Here is a 20746-nt window from a genome sequence, read left to right on the forward strand (position 1 = left end):
CTTCAGTAGATAAATCTTTTATAAAAAAACAAAGGAAAGCACAAAGTAATTATTGTGCTTCCCTTACTTTAAATCAGATCGTTTTTATAGTTTACTTACGGTCACAAGTTGATAGCCTTGTGAAGTTTAAACTTCGTTTATCAATAAGGGCCTCTGATAAAATCCTTTACCTTTTCATGATAAAAACGTTGAATCTCTTGCTTTTCTTCTTCTGAGAATGGTTTTGTTTCCAATGCTGAAAGATTATCCTCGACTTGTTTAGCGTTTTTAAAACCAGGAATAATACATGTAATTTCTTTTTGATCCAAAACCCAGCGCAATGCTGCACTAGCCATAGTTTTCCGGCCTTCTGCAATCCACTTTAACTGGTCAGCTAATTCAACACCTTTGTGGAACCCGAGGCCTGCAAAGGTTTCTCCGACATTAAAAGCCTCCCCATTTTCATTAAAACGGCGGTGGTCATCTTCTTCAAATACATGATCATTGGTAAATTTACCAGTTAGCAGCCCGCTTGCAAGCGGCAATCTGACTAGAAGTCCCACACCTTTTTGATAAGCATCAGGAATTAATTTTTCCAATGGCTTTTGACGGAACATATTAAAGATGATTTGCAGGCTCTTAACATTTGGATATTCCAGGCAAATAAGGCCCTCTTCAACGGTTTCCACACTTACTCCATAGTGACGGATTTTTCCTTCTTTCTTCAGACGATCCAGTACTTCAAATACACTGCCATCTTTTAAAATCTCCGTTGCCGGACAATGAATTTGATATAAATCAATCGCTTCTCTATTTAAACGGCGGAGGCTGTCTTCACAATAAGAGCTAACGGTTTCATAACTATAATTTTTCGGGTCAAAAATATCACCCTGGCGGCAAAACTTTGTAGCAATATGAATCTTGTCTTCCTTGCCTTTAGTGGCCTTGGCTAATAACTCTTCACTATGTCCGTCCCCATATACATCCGCTGTATCAAAAAAGTTAACACCCTGCTCAATTGAATACTCTAAAGATTTCAGTGCTTCTGTGTCATTTGTCTTTCCCCATGAACCACCGATTGCCCATGTTCCAAAACTGACCTCACTGATCAGGATCCCTGTGTTGCCCAGTTCACGATAATTCAAGTTTATCACTCCTTATTTTAATTCTTTTCAACCCCAAACTTATATACTGTTACAGCAGAATACTTCTGATCGATATCCAGAACCGCTGATGGAAAATGAGGATCGTGGATGGCATCAGATAAAGCCTGCGTCTGCAGGCAAATACCCAGATATTTTCTGGATGGCGTACTTCGGAATTCACCATCTGATTTCAAGAAATTTTTCGAGTATACCACAACACTGGCCTGATCCGTTTTAATTGTTAAAGTATGACTGCTTTCGTTAACCTTTAAGACAATTTCCGAATCATGATTTGTATCTAAGAGAAACGAGTAATCGCAGCCTTCCCCTGCCAGTACGTTTTGAGGATGGCTCGATCCTGTTCCAGTGTTTTATCACCCTTTTACTTCTAAAACCAAATGGCGTGTCATCTACTTCAATACATTTTCCGGTTGAAATAAATTCCTGATCACTTTCAAGAAATTTATCGCTTTTTATTGCTAATGTGTGAATCAAGATATCTCTCTTCAACTTGCCACTTAAATTAAAATAGGAATGATTCGTTAATGTGACCAATGAGTTTTTTTGTAAAATTCTAAATTCACTTTGTAGTCAGCACTGCCTGGGCCTTGTCCTATTAACGCAGTTTAGTCAAACGAATAACTTAGAAAAAACTCCCCAGCATCTGCTTTGGTATTAAGCTCAGAGTCAAGATACCGTTCCAGCGGTCAATTTTATTATTTATCTGCATAAGGGTCAATCGTTTGAATGCTTCCGTCATCATTATATTTTAATTCAGTGAATTTCACCGAGCGCTTATGGTTCACACCATCTGATAATGAGCAATCATGATAGAACAGATACCACTTATCCTTAAACTGAACAATTGAATGATGTGTGGTCCAGCCAATGACAGGTGTAAGAATCGTTCCTTTGAACACAAATGGTCCCTGTGGATTTTCACTTACAGCATAAACAATTTTATGAGTTGTACCCGTTGAATAAGATAGATAGTAAAGACCATTGTATTTATGAACCCACGGTCCTTCAAAATATCTGCGATCTTCGTCACTTGCAAGAATAGGATTGCCGTTTTCATCCACAATGGAGATTTCCTGCGGTTCGTTTTTAAAAGTCAGCATATCATTGCTTAATTCAGCTACTCTTGGTCCTAAAGCTGGTTCTGTTGGAGCGGGACCTTCAGCATCTGAATTAAATGTCCCTGTCTGCCATTTTTCTAATTGCCCTCCCCAAAGGCCGCCAAAATAAACATAGGCTCTGTCATCATCATCAACTAAAACAGCGGGGTCAATACTGAAGCTGCCAGGTATATAATTTTCCTCTGGCGTAAATGGTCCTGCAGGATTAGGGCTTGTTGCGACACCAATTCTGAAAATCCCCTCTTTATCTCTTGCAGGGAAAAACAAATAATACTTATTATTTTTGTAAGCGGCGTCGGGTGCCCAAAGCTGCTTGCTTGCCCAAGGAATATCTTTTAAATGAAGCGCTTCCCCGTGGTCTACACATGGTGCATCCACATCCTCCATGGATAAAACATGATAATCTTCCATCTTGTATTGATCACCATTGTCATTAGAAGGTTCATCGTGATCAAGATCGTGAGAAGGATAAATATAAAGCTTTCCTTCAAAGACATGCGCGGAAGGATCTGCGGTAAAAATATGCGTAACTAAAGGTTCATTCGGTTTTGAATTTTTCATAATAGTCTCTCTCCATTAAAATAGTTTGAATACTTACAAATTTATTATAGCTGATGCTAGCTATCTTTGTATATCGAAACAACTAACTTTTCGAATATATTTTATAGAATATGATTAAATATACTTTTTACTCCAGACCATCCTAATAATAACTAGGTACTACAACACAAAAAAGCAAGAGAACGGCCACTTTCTCAAACCGTTCTCTTGCATACTACCTTTATTCTACATTTATTAAAACTGTAGTGCCTTTTGAGAACGATTTTTGGCAATTTCCCCATGCCATCATTTTTGGTATTACTTGTATTTCACTTTAGTTCTTTATAGGTAAAATGGTCAAAATCAGCAGGATGATTCGTTCCGCTAGTGTCTTGACAATGCGTGCCAACAAACGCCCCAGTAAATCCGTTTAACTGGACATATTCATCCGATAACTTATAAGATTCAAAAGTTATCGGAATATCAGTCCAGGTTTCGTTATCAAAAGAATAAGCAAATTGATAGGTATGTTCCCTGACCTTCACTTTTAAATGAACATATTCGACCGATTCCGGAATTTGGATTTCTGAACCATATAGCGGCTGTGAAAAAGTAAAATTATCACATCTTACAATATCAATAATCCTGCCCTTTTCTTCATTCCAGGTAATTTGAACAGATGTCCAATTCTCGGTATTGTAATAGCATACCAAGCCTGCAGCCTGTTGGAATGTATTTGGCTGGAAGGCAACTGCTGTGCTGGCATCAAAATGTAATGACTGCCAACGACGCGCAACCAATGCCTGGATAAAGCAAGATGTTAGTGACTCTTTCCCATAAAGGCGCAAATTTCCCGGTCTGTCAGTCAAAGACATAATATCCCCAGTTAAGGGAATACGTAATGTCTGATAATGATGGTTCAAGGTTGTGCTATCAAAATGGTCAACCTCATCGTAATCCCGCTCCCATTTCACTTCTTCCATTTTAGGCGCATCTACTTCAACAGACCCCTGTTTCCCATCAACAACATATGGCCAACCGTCTCTCCATTCAAGTTTTTGAATGGCAGTCTCTCTTCCCAGCGGACAAAAACCGCGATAATCAAGTACCGGTTTGTCTTCGTGAGGCAGTGGCCTGCCGGTTAAGTGTGCCAGATACCATTCATCTGTATGTGTGTGAACGATAGAGGCATGTCCGCATTTTTGCAATGGATTTCGAGGATCGTGCCAGGAAGTGAGCAAAGGATTATCAGGATGCAATTCATAAGGTCCCTCAATATTTTTCGATCTTGCCAGAGTTGCAGCATGGGCATATCTTGTTCCACCTTCTGCTGTCATCAGATAATAATAACCGTTGATATGATATAAATGCGGCCCCTCTGTCAGCCTAATATCTGTTCCTTCAAAAATCACTTTTGGCTTTCCAATTAAACGTCTTTCCTCATGGGAGTATTCTTGTAAAACGATTCCTCCAAAAGAGTGTTTATAAGTTCTTTGGTCCCAAAGCATATTAACGATATATTTTCTTTCATCCACATCATGGAACAAGGAAGGATCAAAGCCAGAACTATTCAAATAGATTGGATCGCTCCACTCACCATCAATGGTGTCACAAGTGGTCAAGTAATTGTGTGTATCCTTCCATGCTCCCGTGTGCATTTTGACATCCGAATAAATAAGCCAGAACTTACCATCGGCGTAAGTTAAGCTTGGTGCCCACACACCCCCGGAGTTGGGATTCCCTTTCATATCGATCAGGGAAAGCCGATTTAATGGACGTGATATAAGACGCCAGTTTACCAGATCCTTCGAATGGTGGATTTGAACCCCAGGAAACCATTCAAAGGTAGATACGGCGATATAATAATCATCCCCGACTCGGCAGATGCTTGGGTCCGGGTTAAAACCTCTTAATATTGGATTTTGGATTTTCATTTGGTCATCATCCTCTCGTTTTTAATACAGAAAGAATTCGTTTATGTTCCTTTTTTATCAATTACATATAGATAAAATGAAACTGGAACTTAAAATAATATTATTATTGATAGATTCGAACTATAGTCATTCAGCATTTCCTTGAAATCTCGTCTTCAACAGAGATCGTATTGAAAACAATTACTTATTTAAAAGCTTAGTTTGTATATCGAACAAACTAACTAATGATAAAGAATCCTTTTCCACCCTTTCTTCCTTTCTCTTATCTTTCAGATACAATCTTATCAGCAGTTTGTCCATTACAGCAATATCATGGATTTTCTCAATAAAAGTAAAAAAATCAATAATTTTTAATTATAAATTTAACCATTAAAACGGGGGAGCACAGCCTTGTTTACTTTATGCAAATAAATTCTTATTTTATATTATAAAATACAGTTTTGTTATTTAGACATGATAGACAAATCATAGCACCTTTTAAAAAGGAGGGCAATTCCACTTTTCACTATTTCGTTACATTTGTACAAATCGCCATTTATTATAGGTACATGAAATACTTCTTAGATCGGTGCTGCAGGTTAACCTTGCAATATTAAAATATGTGATTGTCCTGACCGTACTTGCAGAAAGTGAGGAAAATGCCGTAACGCGTTTGATGTCCGCATCAGGTTTTTCCAAATATAAAGTAAATCAAATCCTTGAGAAACTATGCCAAGAGGGATATGTGACATTACAAAAATCAAGACCGAAATCATACATTATTAATCCGGATTTTATGGAAGAAACGTTAAAATTATAAACAGTGATATCCTAAAAACCTTTTTAGAAACGAGCTGTATAATAGGCAAAAGCAAGAATGTTGATTCGAAAACACTCCTGCTTTTTGTATTTTATTCATTTTGGACTGGATAAAACTTTTGGGACAGCCTCTTTTCTATTACTAGTGATATGATTGGTATCATTAAGAACCAGTTTTACGTGCTTCTGTCGTTTCTATAGCAGCTTCCCAATTCGGAAAATGATACAATGCATTTTTCATTAGCTCTGGATGTGACTTTTTATTTGTTTCTTCCGAAGTTGTTCTCCGCCTCTTTGTGTTAGTTCAGAAATTTGATTCATCACTTCTCCAACGCTCATACTCACTTCAATTTCCTTACCTCCCTTTTTTAACTTATCTTTATTTTCTCCATAATATTGGAGACTCACACTCTGTTATCCTAGCAAAGTGAATTTTTGTAAAATATCTTGTCCAATCGCGACAATTCGGAATCAGCTTTAACAGCTTCATTTGTTTTTTCAGGAAGGATGAGTACTTAAAAACAAGTACCAACGATTTACTTAATGCACCTGTTTGTCGAGTAACAAAAGGCGGAAAAGCTTCGAAAACGCTTCCCCGATTGTAAAATTTAGCAGGATGTAGAATTTGAGTTTTCTGAATAGTGTGATTTAATAAAAGTAGTATGGATTTGATATGTTTGCACAAAGGGGAGGATAGAAAGAACTACTTAACCGGCAGCCTGTTTATTCATAGAGAAGCTGTGTTTGAGCAGAATCAGTTAATACAAAATATAGTAAGGGGACGATGAAATGAAAAAGATTGGCTTTATTGGATTAGGTACAATGGGTCTTCCAATGGCAGGACATTTATTAAATAGCGACTATGAAGTTATTGTGTATAATCGCACGAGAAATAAAGCCGACTCCCTTGAAAAACAAGGAGCGATCATTGCATCTTCGCCTGAAGAAGTTGCCCAAAAAAGCGAAATTGTTTTTACTATGCTGACTGCGGATCAGGCAGTTGAAGAAGTTATTTTGGGCAAAGAAGGCGTTATAAAAGGAGCTCATGCCGGCTTAATTGTTGTCGACAGTAGTACAATTTCTCCAAATACAAGTAAAAAATTAGCAGATAACCTTTTAAGCGAGGGTGTTGAAATGTTAGATGCACCTGTTACAGGCAGTGAACCTCAAGCCATTGAAGGCATTTTAACTTTTATGGTTGGTGGAAAAAAAGAGATTTATGAAAAATGTGAGCCTTTATTTTATGTGATGGGAAAACAAGCTTATTATATGGGGGAAAACGGATCAGGTTCATACACAAAACTGGCTAACAATACGATGGGGGCTATTAATTTACTATCTTTCTCCGAAGCTATAACGATGGCGGTAAAATCCGGGGTTGATCCTGAGCTATTTATAAAAGTTGTCAGCGGCGGCGGTGCTCGAAGCGGGATGATGGATAATAAAGGCCCTAAAGTATTAAATAGAGATTTTTCTCCTCATTTTATGACGGACCTTATTTATAAAGATCTAGGATTAGCAGCTGATGTTGCAAAAGAACTTGAATTACCCACCCCTGTTTTATCCTTAGTAAAAGAAATGTTTCAAATGGCAAGAGCTAAAGGATATGGAGCCGAAGATATGAGCGCAGTAATAAAGTGTTATGAAGAATTAGCAGGAATCGAAGTAAAAAGAAATTAACCATTGGAAATCGAATTTTCTCCATAATTATAAATAGTTATAAACCTACAAGAGGACAAAGCCGAGGACAAATAAAATTTGCTCGGCTTTGGTACTATCCTTTTAATAATATGCTAATGTATACAGCTTGAACTCTGCAACGGCCCTCTCATTGTTTGTATCCTCCTGCGCTCCTCTAAGACCGCATTTTTTACGTTCTTCTATATGACTATATAATAGAAAGTAAAACGGAAAAAAATCATAATTGATGAAGCTTGATTTAATAACATATAAAACATTGAGCATTATTATTTGTTGTATTTAATGCCTTGGCTGAAAAATTTCTTTGGAATACTCAAGGCTGAATGTATTAACAGATCCAAACTCCAAACCATCGAGCAGGCACGCTTTCTGATTAATGAATATATTCACTTTTCCAATTATGAGCGTATTCAGCTTAAAACAAAGCTGACGCCGCTTGAAAAACGGCGTCTCGCTTTGTAATTCTTCCTATTTCTACGACAGGCTCTTTTATTTCTGTCTATTTGCTCAGGTTCACTTCATTCCCGCGAGACAGCCTTTTTTTACTGGCATTATGGTTATGTGCTTACAAAGGGAGCTAGCCGGCTACCATCGTCATCGGATGTTGTTTAATCAGTTGCTGATTGATCCCGCACAATATAGCATTCTCGAGTCTTGTTGCCCTTAGTGTCCACATAAACCTTATATGATCCCACCTGATAGACGTCTGCCGCGTTGTTCCTGATTAGTATCTCTTCAATGAAAGCTTCCGTCGAGCCATCGGAGTATAATTCTGTAACGCTAACTGTCAGTTTGTTCTGATTACCTTTGAGTCTCTCTACCGTAGCCAGCGGCGTCGCGCTGTCGACAGTGACTACCGGGAGAATTACCGCGCCAAGTATTTCGGAACCATCATAGACAACGACTGCATAATTCGCGCCGGCATCAATATCGCTGTCTTTAACGCTGATCATCGCTTTGCCGTTTGCAAATGTTGCGGTAGCCACCGAAACGCCGTCCTTTTCCAACACCGCTTTGGAACCGTCAGGGACATCCGCCGTGACAGGGATATTGGCGTCACGCTCACTCACGACACGCTCTACCGGAGCGAGGCTTATTTCCACGCCCGGACTCGTTAAGTCTTCGTATGAATAGTCGGACACGTACTCATACAGCTTAACACGATTAACGGCTGCGTAGTCCTCCAGTGGATCCGTACCTCCTTTGCCGACGAAACCGTTTTCGTTTCCGTGAAGCGTATACGTGTAATTGCTGGAACCAGTATGAGAAAATAGTGTCGTCTCGCCTGTATCGGGATCTATACCCGTGTTAAACCAGACCGCTCGATCTAATGCACTATCTCCAATAGTTGTGTCTGTGCGTAAAGGAGCCGTATTATCGCTGCTCAAATCCCGCCACAAAATAGAGGGAGCGACAAGGCCGCCGTGAACCAGACTTAACATTGTGTATCCAGTGTACCCGTTCGTGCTTGTGTATGGTCCCGGATCGGGGCTGGTTCTCTCATTAAAGATAAATTTCATATTGTCCTGGATCGGCTTCGGCGCTATAATAATGTCGTCTTCTATGGTGACAGGAGTACCTGCAAGCCCTCGTTTGGCGTTGGTTACACCGTCGGTCGTCGGAACGGATGATACGTTCTTATTGGTTAGAGCCAGACCTGAGTTGACGGAAACAACGATATAAGTCTTACCGGATTTGATAGTTTTGGCCAATCTCCAAAAATTTTCCGGAGCATTGAAGTCTGTAACACGCGCTGGAATAATGGGAGCCCAGTTCTGATCCCACAGGGATTTCTTCAACGTCAATGTTTTCAAATCATCCGCGTCTATACTACTATCTGTATTAATAGTGAGCGTGCCTCCTGTATGTTTTGGTAAGGGCTGGAATTCCTTACTGTTAAGCATCGCTGGTTTACCGTCGTCCTGATTATAGAACGCCTGAAATAGTTTGGGTTCGGTTTCACCGTCGCTGAAGCGGATATTGACGGATGAACGGTAGCCCGTATCCGTATAGTTTTGGTCATTCTCCCATTCGGCGGTCATATGCCCAAAGTTTACCGTATACGTCGTCGATATGTTCGGAGATTCCTTCCGGGCTATTTTTACCGTCGCCACGGCTGGCTTCCCGGCGCTCACCGCGCCGCTTGCCGGGTTGAGCGTAACGCTGACGTCAACATCATCGTCGGGGTATTCGTGTGCGAGGTTCGCGGCAGAGAAGTCAATGTTTGACACGTCCTTTGGCACGTTAACATCAAACTCGGTTTTGCCCGCGACATTGAAAACATCGCCGCCGAAGTTAAACGACGTGAGCTTTGGCGGCAACTCATTGAGCCCGAGATAAGCCTCCGGATTTATTATGGCCCAATATGCTTCTTTTGGTGCACGATTGGAATCGAATGGCAGCGGGTAACCCGTACTGCGCCAGCTGTTGTTATCGCCCACGCCCCAGAATGTAACGCGTTCTATATAATCGGAGTACTTCTTATATAGCATGAACAGCTTGGCATACAATACCGCCTGCTCCTTCAATTGCTCCTCGGTAGGGGGAACGTTGGCTGAAGTACCGTTGAATTGTACGTCGAGTTCGGTTATGCTAATCTCCAACCCGGTTTCACTATATATCTTTAAAACTTCCTCTAAATTATCTACATTGAGTCTGAGGTTGTAATGCCCTTGTATCCCGATGCCCTCGATCAGTTTCCTCCCGTTTGCCTCAGGGTGTTCATTCGCATATCTTTCGTTGAGCTCCTTAACCATTGAGGCAATCGCGATTGCTTTGTTGGGGAGTTCTTCGTCGTTAAAGTCATTGTAATACAGAATGGCGTCCGGGGCAGCCTCACGCGCGAACAAGAAGGCATCATAGATATAATCCCACCCGTTTCCTCCGTTAGCGTAAGCCTTAAACCATTTGGACGGCCGTTCTGTTGGATTAATGTCGGAGCGAAGCGCGTTCCGCCAGTCGGTCGGATTTTCTGGATTATCCCTCATCGCTTCGTTCACAACGTCCCAGGTGTCGAGCTTATAAGGACCCTGACTATAGTGCCCGGCGATTGTCGAAATATACCTTTTCAAGCTGGCCCTTGCCTCGGTATAATTCAAACCACTCTGCGGCCAGCCCGCCGACTGATTATGCCACGCCAACGCGTGTCCAATCGTATAGAAACCGTCGGCTTTGACTTGAGTTAACATGTTGTCGGCTGATGTGAATGCCGGATCTTTAGTTGGGTCGCTCCATATGGAATCCGGCTTCGTAGCGTTTTCGGGCGTCAGCGCGTTATAGTGGAACTTCATAAAATCATACTTCGCTGCATTGGTTAAGTCGGCCGGGCTTACAGTATTGCCGATAAGGAAATGGTCCTTGTAGACTTCTTTCAGCGACACAACCTCTGCCGCTGAAGCATTGGTGATCGGCATTGCGGTACCGCTAAAAAAACTTATGGTAAAAACCAGCGCTAAAAAATACGTCAGTAGGTTTCTAGCTTTTTTCTTCAAAAATAATCATTCCTTTCATAACTTTGATCCCTTTTTTTTTGGTAACTTGGTATTTTAATGGTACATCACTACTTGATACAATAATTCATTCCGACGACCCTGCCATACTTTGGATTTATACGAATACTTTGTTTGATCATACACCCTACCCATGAAACCGCATACATTTTTGTACTCATGCACACCCTCTCTAAAAAGTGTATTTCTGTTATCATCCCTGTCTACATCCCCCCTTCTGGTTTACGCAGTGTCAAAATTCTAAATGAATTTTGAGCTAAAACCTTTATTTCACTCGCTTTCACCAGTTGTTTCTATATCCCCCCTGAAAATTGAAAATCGATCAGGGATTTTTATTACCATGTTTTAGTTTTAAATAGCAGTAGCAGTTGTTGTTGTGGAGCTTGTGGTAAAATTTATCGTGGCTTAAAATTGCTACTAAAAGTTGTGGGAAACCCTCTGCAGTTTTCCACGGCTTACCCATGATTTTGTCCATAGCCTGAAGCTTAGCAATTCTTGCCGGAATGAACCTTTTCCACAAATCCACAACAAGATAGCTTTGATAACCTTGAGCTGTAACAATTTTGAACGGCTCCTTTCACTTCAGTCTAATTAAGCTTGGTCATAAAACCGTTGGAATACGGGGTTACCGGGAGTCGAAGATCCTCTTGCTCAGGAATCCCCCTCTGCAACCGTCAGGTAAGTGGGCGGCAGTTCAATCTAATTTTAGATATGCATTTTTATTCTTTTGATACAATGTTTCTGATCGCTGGAAACTAAGCGATGCACCCCACTTGAGCACAGCCGTGCTGGTGGACAAACGTTACTGTTCCGTGTACAAGTTCTGTAATTTGTTTGGCCACCTGAACAGCGCATGTGATAGTGGGAAGAATTAACATATGTTTGCGTATGCCTACTTTTCCATTTGGTCTGCGATATCATTGAAAACTATCATTTCCCTGAATGCTCATTGATTATCCCCCCTGCCCCGGTTGCCTTCTACATTATGAAGATGTACATGTTCACCGATCTTTATAAAGGAAGTTGCTTTGCCGATTACTTCGCCATACTTTACAATAAATTCTCCTTTTTCAATAGGCTGAACGGCAAATTTATGGCCAAATTCAATGTCTTTCTTCAATGCAATGGTACCCCTGTTGAGTTTTATACATTCTCCTTTTGGAATATTATCTAAAGCAACTGCCACATTATTAGATTTACTTAGATGAACAAAATGATAGACAGATTGCACCCCAGCTATCCTCCATTACAACCTGCCATTGTAAGCATTCTCTATAATATTTTGAATATCCTGTGCAGTAGTAAGACGGGGATTGATAAGTACGTTCCCGCTTCTCATTGAATCTTCAACAAGCTTGGGAAGCTGGTTTAAATCGACTCCCAGTTCTTTAATATTCAATGGTATATTCAATTGTTTATTTAAATGAATCACTGCAACAATTGCGGACTCCGCTGCTTCCTGTACCGACAAATGATCTGTTTTTACACCAAGTGCTTTTGCAATATCAGCCATCTTCTCCGGACAGGCAGGTAAATTGAATTTCATTACAAAAGGAAGGAGGGCCGCATTCGCAATTCCATGGGCAATATTAAAAACACCGCCCAAAGTATGTGAAATGGCATGAACATTGCCAAGCCGGGATTGAGAAAAGGCAGCGCCAGCAAGCAATGATGCAGCCAGCATCCGTTCACGGCTTGCCATATCATTTCCAACAAAATAAGCTTTTTCAATATTCTCCCCAATCATTCGTATTGCCTGAAGAGAGAAAGCCTCACTTCCTGGATTGGTCGTTTTTGAAGTATAAGATTCAATAGCATGTGTTAACGCATCCATCCCTGTAGCAGCGGTGATATTACCGGGAAGTTTAACTGTCAGCTCGGCGTCCAGCAATGCGTAAGTAGGAAAAATATACGGGCTTATAATGGCTGTTTTAAAATGGGTTTCTGTATTAGTTACAATCGTTGATGCGGTAACTTCACTGCCCGTTCCTGCTGTGGTGGGAACGACGATCAGCGGAAGCCCCGGATTTTTAATCTTTCCAACTCCTTCATAATCAAGAATATCCCCTTCATTGTGAACCATAATAGAAATGCCCTTGGCTGTGTCAATGCTGCTTCCGCCGCCAACTGCCAATATACTGTCTGCTCCAAAACTTTTTACTCTGTCTGCACCATCCATAATGTTTTCTGATGTAGGATTGGGAACCACATCATCAAAGATTTGATAGGAAATAGAGGCGTTTTTTAAAGATTCTTCAATATCATCAAGAATTCCGGCGCCTCTCACCCCTGAATCTGTTACTAAAAAAAGCTTTTTATAACCTAAATCGTTAAAGAAATTGCCTGTTTTTTTAGAAATGCCTCTTTCCATTTTTATAGAAGTAGGAATGTGAAAATAAAAATTCAATCGATTTCCTCCTTTTTATCAATTGGTCAACCAATAAAAAAAGTCAGTTTTACTCTGTTTTATTTTTGATCACTTCAATTAGTCTTCGTGTTGCATCTTCCATATGAGTCCTCATGGCTTGTTCGGCTTGTTCGGGGTCTCTTTGGGAAACGGCTATATAAATATTTAAATGGTCATTGTAAGAAAACGTAGTATCTGAAACATCGCTAATTACGAGGTTTACCCATGTTCTTAATAAAGACTGCAAGCTTAGGAACAAACTTTTAAATACGGAGTTTTTGGCCATTTCTGCTAGTTTCAAGTGAAAGTTAACATCAATTTCAATAAATTCTTTAGTTGAGGCTTCCTTAAGACCCTCTAAAATCGACCATAACTCTTCAATTTCCTGGTCAGTGGCTCTTTTGGCTGCGTATTTTACAATAGAAATTTCGATTTCTTGACGCGCTTCGATAACATCCAATGTATTTTTTTCTCCTAATAAAAGTCCCCACTCGATTGATTCCATTAGAAAATGGGAATCTCTTTTTACTAGATAAGTGCCGTCTCCCTGACGGACGTCCAAAATGCCCAAAACATTTAACACTTTAATGGCTTCTCTAATAGATGATCTTCCAACGTGTAGCACTTCCTGAAGCTGCCTTTCCGTAGGAAGCTTTTCACCTGGTTGAATATTACCTGAAAATACATAATCGAGCAGTTGTTTAGTAAGCTCCGTAACAAGTGAGTTTTTTTTAATAGGTTCAAAAACAAAATTCTCGCTCATATGACATTCCTTCTTTCTTTAGATATCACTTTATATTAATCTTTTTATACGTGTATAGTAGCTCTAATGTGAAACATAATAACTCAGGATTTTATTAAAAGTGATAAAAAGGAAGGAACCACTTTAACTAAGAAAGTGGTTCTTATTCATCTATATTTCATTTATTATCAATTGGCAATGAATTAGATCGGTGTTAACTAGCATTAAAACTACCTAGACAAAATGAAAAAATCTTTTTATCCGCTTCTCCCTTTACCACTTTTAAACGTCTATTCATTAATTGGTTGACCTTTAGATGTATAATAATACCGAAATGATACAACGTCAATATAAAAAGTCTAAATTTTTTATATATTCTAATAATTAGGAATGTATTGAGTAGAATGATTGTTTTGGGAGTAGGCTAACAAACATGCTAAGGGCCTGTAATTTTGAGATATATAAACAAGAAATGCTCGATGAAAAATTTAGTCAAAGGATATTCACTTTCATTCAACGAACTTGAAGCATAATTTCATTAAAAAATAAATACATACTGATATATTCTTTTCTCATCCATTTTTTCTTTTTGCCTACAGACACTGCCCAGCTTTTTAACGTATTACTCATACTGTTCACGCTCTTTCTTCTCGTTTTGTAGAAGGAAGGAGATGGCCGACTATACATCAGCAGTCCATCTCCCCCTCGTAATTAATTAAAGTTACTTAAAATGCGCTCGACTTCTTTATAGTACTCTGATGCAGCTTTATCAAATATGGAAAAAAGAGACTCTATCAAAAATAGAAGTCTCCTTTTTCCGCACTCGTATTACTTTTCCTTGTAGCTAAATTTTTAAAGTCAGCCGGAATATTTTGTCCACTTGTATCCTGGCATTGCATTTCTACAAAGGCTCCTGTGAAAAAACCTCCTCCACGGACATAATCATCTGATAGTTTTTTGGTCTCTAATACTAGCTCAATCTTATGCCAGTCTTTTTGGTTAAAAGAATAGGAGTAATAATATTTTTTATGTTCGATATTTACTCTTAAATAAACACAGTTAGCTTCACCCGGAATGACAATTTTGTCTTTTAACGGTTGCGAAAAAGAAAAGTTATCACATATTGTTAAATCTAGAATAGACCCAAGATTTTCATCATGCGTTACTTGAAGAGCTGTCCAAATTTCAGTGTTGTAATAGTTCACCAATCCTGCTGCTTGTTGAAAACTTTCTGGGTAGAATTCAATAGCTGTTTCCGCTACAAAATCGAGACTTTGCCCAGCGCCTTGCTACAAATGCCTGAGTAAATGTGGAGGTCTATGATTCATGACCGAATAACCGTAAATGGTTTGGTTTTTCAGTTAACGGTCCTAATTCTTCGGTAAATGGAATCCGTAGTGTTTGGAAATTAATGTTTAGTTTTGAATCTTTAAATTCATCAACTTCTAGATAAGTCACTGGAAATTTAGTTTCGGGAATGTCGGATGCTTCTGCCTCCAGGCTGCCTTCTTTTTTTAACTCTTAAATTCATGAATATTATCCAAATATACTTTATCTCTATTTTCTAATTCGCGTACCATTTTTGCATATTTTTTTTCATCTAAATTATAGAAGTTAATATCAATCATAGCCAAAATAAGGAAAATAACAGGGACAACTGTTGTCGTAATTAAAATTCCTGTTAATGCCTCAGGAGTCTGTACCTGATTCGCAACATATCCAAACTTATCCAACACTAATCCTGGTACAATCCCGCCGAGTGCCATACCAAATTTAAAGAAGAATCCGATAATAGCATAAATCAATCCACCCATTCGTTTTCCTGTCTTATATTCCCCGTATTCGATTGTTTCAGGAATAAGTGCCCACATATAACCTCCAGCCGTAAGGCTTCCGGCAGCTGCAATTAAACGAAACAGGAGCACAAGAAATACATTACTAGGTGGTACGACGAGGAGCGCTAAAAGACCAACAATATTTAGTAATAACGCATAATTTAGTAGTTTTTTCTTCCCTAGCCGTTTATTAATTCTCGGCAGAAACGGCAGAATAACCAAAGCAGGCAAACTTCCCAATAAACCATACCACTTTACTAAATCCTCTCTGCCTAAGTTATACGTAACATAATAGATCCCAACAGAATTACTTATTGAATTGACGCCGAAGATAATAATAAAGAAAATGCTTAGTACAACTAATGGACGATTAACTCTAAATTGCTCAAATAAATCTGAGAATTTAATTTTCTCTTCAGACTTTTGAAGCACTACCCGTTCTTTTGTGCTTTTAAAACAGAATATTAATAGACATGCACCAATTATACCTAAAATACTCATGGTTAATTGCCAGCCAAGAACTGCGTTTCCAGTCGTATCCCGTAAGTAAGTAGATAATAATGGAACGAAAAAAGCAACAATTAATCCACCAAGATTTGCAAAGAACATACGAACAGATGTAATACTAACAACTTCTTGATTATTCCTGGTCATGGCAGAAGTTAATGCACCATACGGAACGTTTATAGTTGTGTATGTAAGCGACAAACCAACATAAGTAATATAGGCATATATTAATTTTCCCATATCTGAAAAGTCCGGAGTTGTAAAACAAAGTATTGCTAATATAGCAAACGGGAATGCTCCGAATAAAAGATACGGTCTAAAACGCCCAAATCTACTATTCGTTCTATCCACTAACGTTCCAATAAAAGGATCGGCAAGAGCATCAACTATTCTAACAACCAAGAACATCGTACCGGCAGCTGCTGCCGATAAACCAAATACATCGGTATAAAAAAACAATAGATATGTAGAAACGGTTGCATAAATTAAATTACACGCAAAATCTCCGGAAGCGTATCCAACCTTTTCAATCATGCTAACCTTCTTTAAATTTTCACTAGACATGATTTTTCCTCCTTTATAGATCACAGCCTCTAAATGTGCTTGTGAGCGAAAAACGCCCTGTTCATCTGAAAGCACTTTCAACTAAAATTATAAGAAACAATATGGGTAAAAGATGATTCTTAATAACTTGATTATCTTTAATTTAATTTCACAAAATCTCTTATACTCTTTTCTGGTTTGAATGGTTAGTTTTCTTTACTAAAAAAATTTTCACTCATCGAAAAGCAATACTGTTCTTTCATCATTTTCCGCGTATAGCCCCTTTCAGGGTTATGGTATTTAAAGGATAACGAATTACTAGAATTCCTTCCTTCATAGGTAACTTTGTTCACGCTTCCAAAATTTTGACTTGTACCAGTATAAGATTGGGCCATATTATTTCCTCCTTCTTGTGGGTGCAGCTTTAAACTGAATTGCTCATGTTTAGGATGACCTATGCATTAGCATATAAATCATTTAGTTTATTGACTCAACAAACTAATTGACTCTATCTTACAAAAAAAAGCTACATTTTTCAACAAAATCTTTAATTTATATAAAGATTTTAAGAATTTTCTTTTCACTGAATTACAAGTATTCGGAAAAAACACTTCAACTTCACGGGAAAACTGTACAAAGAGTCAGATAAAAAATCGGAAAAGTTTTTCGCCTACAGGCTCTATTTTACTCGAAGTGTTCCCTTCTCTTTGACTTTCCAAAACCTTGAAAAGTCGATTTAAACCACTCTAATATACCTCCTTAATTAAAGATAAACAGAAAAAGAGTTTGTGTGGATAAATCCTTCTTTAAGCCCTCCCTTTTTTTATGATCTAATAAATCAAGTGGCAGTCAACATTACAGAGCTCTCGCTTTATGTAAATAATAGCTAATCACCCTGGCTGGCCCCTTTTAAAAAATTTAAGAGATTAATTACTTGAAATTTAAAAATTATCTATTTATACTTAGTTTTGCTACACAACAAACTAAGTTACAGGCTATTTTCAATTTTAGTTACTTATTTTGGCTTTCAGCCGGTATTCTAGCGATTGTATCCTGGTTATGTATTGATTGAAGAATCGACAGGCTATTTATTTAAGAACGGAGGTACAGAAATGAAAAATGTGGTCATAACAGGTGGAAGCGGCCTTCTTGGTCCAGCAGTAATAAAAGAATTTTTAGAACATGATTATCATGTTGTCAATGCAGATATTAAACATCCAAAAGAAGCTCTTTGTAAAACGGTAATAACAGATTTAACAAACCTTGGTGAAGTATACGGAGTATTAGCAGGTGCTGATGCAGTTGTACATCTTGCTGCAATTCCAGTTGCTTACTCACACCCAAATGAAGTAACCTTTCAAAATAATGTCATGTCCACCTATAATATTTTAGAAGCTGCTGGGAACCTAGGAATTAAAAAGGCTGTTATCTCTTCTAGTGAGTCTTCTTATGGTATTTGCTTTTCAAAGCAAGGCTTAACACCACAGTATGTACCTATAGACGAAGACCACCCACAAATGCCGGAAGAAAGTTATGGATTATCTAAGATTGTAAATGAGAAAACAGCTGATATGATCTACCAAAGAAAAGGTATGCAGGTAGTATCCATGAGATTAGGAAATGTTATTTCTCCTGAAATGTACAAAAATTTCCCGAATTTCATCCATGATCCTGAGCAAAGAAAAACAATTCTGTGGAGTTATATTGACACAAGAGACGCAGCAACAGCTTTTAGATTAGCAGTTGAGACAGACGGACTTGGTTCAGTCGCCCTTAATATTGCGGCTGATGATACGAGTATGAATATTGAGAGTAAACAACTAATGGAAACTTGTTTTCCCACTGTAAAAGATTTTCGCAAAGATTTATCAGGTTTTGAAACATTGTTAAACAATGAAAAAGCTAAAAAGCTTTTAAATTGGAAGCCTATTCACAAATGGAGAAATTACGTAGAGCTTTAACACTTGCTTTTTAGTATTTTACTACTAACTCATAAAGGGGCAAAAAACTATGGTGAAGAATTTACAAAGCACGACAACATTATATAATGGTGTAGAAATGCCATGGATTGGCTTAGGGGTTTTTAAAGTACAAGACGGAGAGGAAGTTGTTAGTTCGGTAAAAGCTGCTCTTGAAGTTGGCTATAGAAGTATTGATACAGCAGCAATTTACGGAAATGAAGATGGCGTAGGCAGAGCGATTGCTGAATCAAATGTACCTCGAGAAGAGCTATTTATTACAACTAAAGTTTGGAATGCTCATCACGGATTTGACTCTACATTAGCAGCTTTCGATGAGAGTATGAAGAAATTAGGTTTAGACTATTTAGATCTTTATTTAATTCACTGGCCTCTGCCCTCTAAAGGGAAATATGTAGAGACATGGAAAGCGCTTGAAAAGCTTTATAAGGATGGACGTGTTCGTGCCATTGGTGTTAGTAATTTTAAAATTCATCATCTTGAAAGCATTATGGCAAACTGTGAAATTAAACCGATGGTCAATCAAGTTGAATACCATCCGCGATTTAACCAAAAGGAATTACATGATTTTTGTAGAAAAAATGAAATTCAGCTTGAAGCATGGTCTCCATTAATGCAAGGCGGTCTTCTTAACGAACCCGCTCTAGTCGAAATTGCAAACAAATATAATAAATCAACTGCTCAAATCATTATCCGCTGGGATTTACAAACTGGAGTAGTGACCATACCGAAATCAACAAAACCACACCGTATTGCTGAAAATGTCGATATATTTGATTTTGAACTTTTGCAAGAGGATATGGATAAAATAAACGCTCTTAATCAGGATAAACGTATGTTTGCAGATCCTGACGAGTTTAATAAAATATAAGTTTAACCTCTTTCCTTTAGTGAATATTTATGAACTTTTGAACAAAAAGTTAGCGCCGCATCCCCTACTAAATCTTCGATTTAGTGAGGATTAGGCGCTAATTTTTTGTTCAAGCTGGCTATTGATACAAGTCACTTAATCCTCTTCTTCCTCTTTTTTCTTATTGTACTAAAAAAATCTGCAGTGATATCACTGCAGATGGGTTACTTCTATTTCAGCTGTTACGGCATCTTCTTCACCCGGCTCCAGTACCCGGAGGCCAGTCACTTCAGCAGGCATATCCATGTTAAACGCATTGGTGATACATGTATACGGCTCCGGACAAAGGAAACCTTCACGGCCGTTGCCATTGTAAACAACCCAATGTTTAAACGCAGAATCCGTTCGATACGTAATGGTGCAGCCCGTTTCATTGTTGTGGAGCACGGCTTCATTTCCTTGTTCGGCAGCAGCAAACGCATCGTCAAGTGGGATGCCCTGCAAGTTTTTCTTTTCCACCGGCTCACCTGGAACCTGTTCACCTGTCGGAATCGCTTCATCACTTAACGCCCATTGGCTTTTTTTCGTTAAAGAAAATACCGAATTTTTTTCGTCAAATAACAGAGCAGTATGGTAACCAATTCCCCAGGGAAATGCCTCGTTGCCATTATTTTTCACAACTGCTTTTTGACGCAGGACACTCCCGTCAAGCTCATAGGTTAAATGAATCGACGCATTTTTGTAAATCGCTGGTTTTTCGAGTTGAATAGCGGTTTCAATTGTAATTATGCCATTTCTTTCGTGTTGAGCTGTTACGACCCAGGGCTTGTCATACACAAAACCGTGAATATGATGTTTTCCGATTTCATTGATCGGAAACTCATGCGTAACGCCGTTAAATTGGAATGTTCCACCTTTGATTCGATTTGGTGGAAACAATACCGGAATGCCATGCAAAATTGGATTTTCCGTTAAGGCCGCAAAAGAATCCGGCTTGACCAGCAACTCCCGGCCCGTTTTTACATCAACGAGCGAAATGACGTTGCTTCCGAATGACGGAATTAGTATCATTTCAAGCTGTCCGTTTGATGCTTGTATCGCTTCTTGCCCGTCAAACAGCACCTGTTTAATCATCATA

General features: G+C 38.7%; 18 protein-coding genes and 2 pseudogenes. 5 read left to right on the plus strand and 15 right to left on the minus strand.

Annotated elements, in window-relative coordinates; translation table 11 throughout:
• Positions 1–140 precede the first annotated feature (140 nt).
• The 5 genes from L2D08_RS16740 to L2D08_RS16750 form a co-directional block, all read right to left on the minus strand.
• On the minus strand, positions 141–1124 hold the full coding sequence (locus L2D08_RS16740) for an aldo/keto reductase (RefSeq protein WP_242235399.1): 984 nt from the start codon (positions 1122–1124) through the stop codon (positions 141–143).
• 17 nt (positions 1125–1141) lie between these two features.
• A complete protein-coding gene (locus L2D08_RS24515; RefSeq protein WP_375337604.1) occupies positions 1142–1459 on the minus strand; it encodes an aldose epimerase family protein in 318 nt (105 codons plus the stop codon).
• Entirely contained in the window at positions 1410–1679 is a 270-nt protein-coding gene (locus tag L2D08_RS24520) for an aldose epimerase family protein (protein WP_375337603.1), read from the minus strand. Before L2D08_RS24520 ends, L2D08_RS24515 begins: the two co-directional genes overlap by 50 nt.
• A gap of 161 nt (positions 1680–1840) precedes the next feature.
• Positions 1841–2824 carry a glycoside hydrolase family 43 protein gene (locus L2D08_RS16745; protein ID WP_242235401.1) on the minus strand — a complete coding sequence of 328 codons (984 nt, stop codon included), beginning with the start codon at positions 2822–2824 and terminating at the stop codon, positions 1841–1843.
• Between the two features lie 308 nt (positions 2825–3132).
• Entirely contained in the window at positions 3133–4737 is a 1605-nt protein-coding gene (locus L2D08_RS16750) for a glycoside hydrolase family 43 protein (RefSeq protein ID WP_242235403.1), read from the minus strand.
• Positions 4738–5338: 601 nt separating this feature from the next.
• Here L2D08_RS16750 and L2D08_RS24525 point away from each other — a divergent pair.
• A complete protein-coding gene (locus L2D08_RS24525) occupies positions 5339–5536 on the plus strand; it encodes a helix-turn-helix domain-containing protein (protein WP_375337605.1) in 198 nt (65 codons plus the stop codon).
• A gap of 239 nt (positions 5537–5775) precedes the next feature.
• Here L2D08_RS24525 and L2D08_RS16755 read toward each other — a convergent pair whose 3' ends face one another.
• Positions 5776–5943 carry a hypothetical protein gene (locus L2D08_RS16755; RefSeq protein WP_242235405.1) on the minus strand — a complete coding sequence of 56 codons (168 nt, stop codon included), beginning with the start codon at positions 5941–5943 and terminating at the stop codon, positions 5776–5778.
• Positions 5944–6324: 381 nt separating this feature from the next.
• Here L2D08_RS16755 and L2D08_RS16760 point away from each other — a divergent pair, with 381 nt between their 5' ends.
• Together L2D08_RS16760 and L2D08_RS24530 are read left to right on the plus strand one after the other, a co-directional pair.
• Positions 6325–7215, plus strand: a complete 891-nt coding sequence (locus L2D08_RS16760) for an NAD(P)-dependent oxidoreductase (RefSeq protein WP_242235406.1) — start codon at positions 6325–6327, stop codon at positions 7213–7215.
• Between the two features lie 303 nt (positions 7216–7518).
• A complete protein-coding gene (locus tag L2D08_RS24530) occupies positions 7519–7698 on the plus strand; it encodes an IS3 family transposase (RefSeq protein ID WP_375337606.1) in 180 nt (59 codons plus the stop codon).
• 146 nt (positions 7699–7844) lie between these two features.
• Here L2D08_RS24530 and L2D08_RS16765 read toward each other — a convergent pair whose 3' ends face one another.
• From L2D08_RS16765 to L2D08_RS16800, 8 genes and pseudogenes are all read right to left on the minus strand, one after another.
• Positions 7845–10727 (minus strand): endo-1,4-beta-xylanase, encoded by a 2883-nt coding sequence (locus L2D08_RS16765; protein ID WP_242235408.1) that lies wholly within the window; start codon positions 10725–10727, stop codon positions 7845–7847.
• Between the two features lie 785 nt (positions 10728–11512).
• Positions 11513–11662 (minus strand): annotated as a pseudogene (locus L2D08_RS16770) (UxaA family hydrolase); the annotation flags it as partial.
• Positions 11663–11691: 29 nt separating this feature from the next.
• Complete coding sequence (locus tag L2D08_RS16775) at positions 11692–11976, minus strand: UxaA family hydrolase (RefSeq protein ID WP_242235410.1); 285 nt, start codon at positions 11974–11976, stop codon at positions 11692–11694.
• A 15-nt stretch (positions 11977–11991) separates the two neighbouring features.
• Entirely contained in the window at positions 11992–13152 is a 1161-nt protein-coding gene (locus tag L2D08_RS16780; protein WP_242235413.1) for an iron-containing alcohol dehydrogenase, read from the minus strand.
• A gap of 49 nt (positions 13153–13201) precedes the next feature.
• Positions 13202–13915, minus strand: coding sequence for a FadR/GntR family transcriptional regulator (locus L2D08_RS16785; RefSeq protein WP_242235415.1), 714 nt, complete (start codon positions 13913–13915; stop codon positions 13202–13204).
• An 807-nt stretch (positions 13916–14722) separates the two neighbouring features.
• A pseudogene (locus L2D08_RS16790) lies at positions 14723–15406 on the minus strand (beta-xylosidase family glycoside hydrolase); the annotation flags it as partial.
• Positions 15407–15408: 2 nt separating this feature from the next.
• Positions 15409–16800 carry an MFS transporter gene (locus L2D08_RS16795; protein ID WP_242235418.1) on the minus strand — a complete coding sequence of 464 codons (1392 nt, stop codon included), beginning with the start codon at positions 16798–16800 and terminating at the stop codon, positions 15409–15411.
• Between the two features lie 185 nt (positions 16801–16985).
• Positions 16986–17174: a hypothetical protein gene (locus L2D08_RS16800; protein ID WP_242235419.1), complete on the minus strand. Its 189-nt coding sequence runs from the start codon at positions 17172–17174 to the stop codon at positions 16986–16988.
• A gap of 717 nt (positions 17175–17891) precedes the next feature.
• Here L2D08_RS16800 and L2D08_RS16805 point away from each other — a divergent pair.
• Complete coding sequence (locus L2D08_RS16805; protein ID WP_242235421.1) at positions 17892–18740, plus strand: NAD-dependent epimerase/dehydratase family protein; 849 nt, start codon at positions 17892–17894, stop codon at positions 18738–18740.
• A gap of 49 nt (positions 18741–18789) precedes the next feature.
• Positions 18790–19629: an aldo/keto reductase gene (locus L2D08_RS16810; protein WP_242235423.1), complete on the plus strand. Its 840-nt coding sequence runs from the start codon at positions 18790–18792 to the stop codon at positions 19627–19629.
• Positions 19630–19818: 189 nt separating this feature from the next.
• Here L2D08_RS16810 and L2D08_RS16815 read toward each other — a convergent pair whose 3' ends face one another.
• Positions 19819–20742: an aldose 1-epimerase gene (locus tag L2D08_RS16815; protein ID WP_242235426.1), complete on the minus strand. Its 924-nt coding sequence runs from the start codon at positions 20740–20742 to the stop codon at positions 19819–19821.
• Positions 20743–20746: the final 4 nt, after the last annotated feature.

Origin of the sequence: Domibacillus sp. PGB-M46, assembly GCF_022668875.1 — a bacterium.
Taxonomy (GTDB): Bacteria; Bacillota; Bacilli; order Bacillales; family Domibacillaceae; genus Domibacillus.